This is a genomic window from uncultured Frigoribacterium sp. (assembly GCF_963515265.1).
Classification (GTDB): Bacteria; Actinomycetota; Actinomycetes; order Actinomycetales; family Microbacteriaceae; genus Frigoribacterium.
Window position 1 is genome coordinate 1 of the sequence record NZ_CAUPYL010000256.1, and the last position, 2,974, is coordinate 2,974.

Annotated in this window: 3 protein-coding genes; 1 reads left to right on the plus strand and 2 read right to left on the minus strand. The window is 72.9% G+C overall.

Annotated elements, in window-relative coordinates; translation table 11 throughout:
* Positions 1 to 106 precede the first annotated feature (106 nt).
* Together RWM17_RS13550 and RWM17_RS13555 are read right to left on the minus strand one after the other, a co-directional pair.
* Positions 107 to 871: an aminoglycoside 3'-phosphotransferase gene (locus RWM17_RS13550; protein WP_314104516.1), complete on the minus strand. Its 765-nt coding sequence runs from the start codon at positions 869 to 871 to the stop codon at positions 107 to 109.
* A gap of 87 nt (positions 872 to 958) precedes the next feature.
* Positions 959 to 1,171, minus strand: a complete 213-nt coding sequence (locus RWM17_RS13555) for a hypothetical protein (protein WP_123547114.1) — start codon at positions 1,169 to 1,171, stop codon at positions 959 to 961.
* 242 nt (positions 1,172 to 1,413) lie between these two features.
* Here RWM17_RS13555 and RWM17_RS13560 point away from each other — a divergent pair.
* On the plus strand, positions 1,414 to 2,974 hold a 1,561-nt coding region (locus tag RWM17_RS13560), incomplete at its 3' end, for a circularly permuted type 2 ATP-grasp protein (RefSeq protein WP_314104519.1).

The following is a 2,974-nucleotide window of genomic DNA, read 5'->3' on the forward strand; positions in this document are numbered from 1 at the left end:
ACTCGGACCCGCCGCACGCGACTCGGACCCGCCGCACGCGACTCGGACCCGCCGCGGGCGACGACGACCCGCCGGCTCCGACGCGACGCCCGACGCGGGCAGCTCCTCAGGTCGCGTTCCAGAGCCCGCGGTAGAAGGCGGTCCGAACCGGGTCGGGGTCGATCCCGTAGGCGTCGAGCCAGGCGGCCTCCCAGCCGGGGCCGTAGTTCCACTCGAGGCTCATCGTGGCGACGGCGACGTCGGCCCAGCGGTCGGCGACCCCGAGCGCGTCGAGGTCGACGTGGCCCGACCACGTCCCGTCGTCGAGCAGCAGCGTGTTCGGCACGCACGGGTCGCCGTGGCACACCACGAGACGGTCGACCTCGGGGGCCGGCCCCAGCGAGTCGGGGTGCGACGAAGGAGGCGCGGTGCGCGCCCGCGCACTCGTCGCGATCCGGTCCTCCACCGACCAGCTGAAGGGGCAGTCGTCCACCGGCAGGGCGTCGTGCAGCACGCGGAGCCCGTGCCCTGCCGCCCTCACCGCACGCTCCGGGTCGCGCACCCACCGCAGGTCGACGGCGCTGCGGCCGGGCAGGCCCGCGGTCACGAGGTGGTCGCCCTCGTCGTCGCTGCCGATCTCGAGGACCCGCGGCACGACGGCGTGCTCGACGGCCCAGCGCAGGCGCATCTCCTCGGCGTGCAGGTCGAGCCCGCTGCCGTGCGGCGCCCACTTGGCGAAGCGCCGGCCGGGACCGTCCCCCAGGCGGTACGTCACGCCTCCTGCCTCGTTCAGCCACACCGGCGTGACGGTGGCGCCGTCGGCCGCGGCGAGCACGGGCTCCGGCACCACGAGGAGGCGGTCGTCACCGGCCGAGGACGCGTCGGGGATCATCCGCCCACGCTACGGCAGCGCCTGCAGCGCACGACGAGGCCCGCCCCGCTCAGCGGGACGGGCCTCGTCGAATGACGTGCGCTCAGGTCAGCGCGAGGCCTTCTTGGCCTTCTTGATCGCGGCCTTGCGGGCGACGGCGACGTTCTTCTTGGCGCTCTTGCGGGCCTTCTTGACCTGGGGGTCGTTCCAGAACGAGCCGACGTAGCCCGAGATCTGCTTGTAGCGACCGTGCCCGGCCTTCGCGCCGAAGGTGTAGGCGATGAACGCGATGATGGCGATGAGCAAGAATCGGAAACTCATGGGTCCTCCCAGGGAACGTTGACGTGTTCCGTCGACGCTAGTCCCCGCGCCTGTGCGGCGTCTCGCCCGTGCGGATGAGACCGCCGAGAACTCGCTCGGCGGCTCGACCGGGCCCCGACCGGGCCCCGATCAAGCCCCGACGGGCTCCTGACCAAGCCCTGACAGGGCCCGGCCGGGAGTCCCGTCCCCGCCCGCAACCGCCCGGAAACACCGTCGCAACACCCCGTCAGTAGCGTCGAGCCATGGCAGACCTCTTCGACCGCTACGCCGCGGCGACCCCGGCCAGGGGCTCCTCCGCGAGGCAGCCGGCGCCCGCCTGGGACGAGATGTTCGCCTCCGACCGCGAGGTCCGCCGGGCCTACCAGGAGATCCACGCGACCCTCGAGGGCATGACGCAGGACGACCTGCGCGGCCGCACCGCGGCCCTCGCCGACTCGTACCTCGCGCAGGGCGTCACCTTCGACTTCGCCGGCGAGGAGCGACCGTTCCCCCTCGACGCGGTGCCCCGCGTCATCAAGAACGACGAGTGGCTCGACGTCGAGAAAGGGGTGAAGCAGCGGGTCAAGGCGCTGGAGGCGTTCCTCGCCGACGTCTACGGACCGCAGCGGGCCGTCGCCGACGGGGTGATCCCCGCGGGGCTCATCACGAGCTCGAGCCACTTCCACCGCCAGGCCGCGGGCATCGACCCGGCGAACGGCGTGCGCATCCAGGTCAGCGGCATCGACCTGATCCGCGACGAGGCCGGCGCCTGGTGCGTCCTCGAGGACAACGTCCGCGTGCCCAGCGGGGTCAGCTACGTGATCTCGAACCGGCGGGTGATGGCACAGACGCTGCCCGAGCTCTTCGTCTCGATGAAGGTGCGCCCCGTGGGCGACTATCCCGCCCGCCTCCTCGCCGCCCTCAAGAAGAGCGCGCCGTCGGGGGTCGACGAGCCGACGGTGGTCGTGCTGACCCCCGGGGTCTTCAACTCGGCGTACTACGAGCACACCCTGCTGGCCCGGCTGATGGGCGTCGAGCTCGTCGAGGGCCGCGACCTCTACTGCTCGGGCGGCCGCGTCTTCATGCGCACGACGGGCGGCCCCGAGCGGGTCGACGTGATCTACCGCCGGGTCGACGACGAGTTCCTCGACCCGCTGCAGTTCCGCGCCGACTCGGTGCTCGGCTCGCCCGGCCTGTTGATGGCCGCGCGTCTCGGCACGGTCACCATCGCGAACGCGGTGGGCAACGGCGTCGCCGACGACAAGCTCGTCTACACGTACCTGCCCGAGCTGATCCGCTACTACCTGGGCGAGGAGGCGCTGCTGCCGAACGTGCGCACCTGGCGCCTCGAGGATCCGGGCGCCCTCGAGGAGGTGCTCGACCGCCTCGACGAGCTGGTGGTCAAGCCCGTCGACGGCTCCGGCGGCAAGGGGCTCGTCGTGGGGCCGGCCGCGAGCCGACGCGAGCTCGACGAGCTCCGCACGCGCCTGCAGCAGGACCCGCGCGGCTGGATCGCGCAGCCCGTCGTGCAGCTGAGCACCATCCCGACCCTCGTCGACGACGGCCTCCAGCCCCGCCACGCCGACCTGCGGCCGTTCGCCGTGCACGACGGCGACGACGTCTGGGTGCTGCCCGGCGGACTGACGCGCGTGGCCCTGCCCGCCGGTCAGCTCGTCGTGAACAGCAGCCAGGGAGGCGGGTCGAAGGACACCTGGATCGTCGGCGGCGACGTGGCGGCCTGGGCAGGCCACGACGTGAGCGCCCTCATCGCCGAGCAGACGACGCCGACGCAGTCGATCCCGGTGATCACGCCGGAGGCGGCGG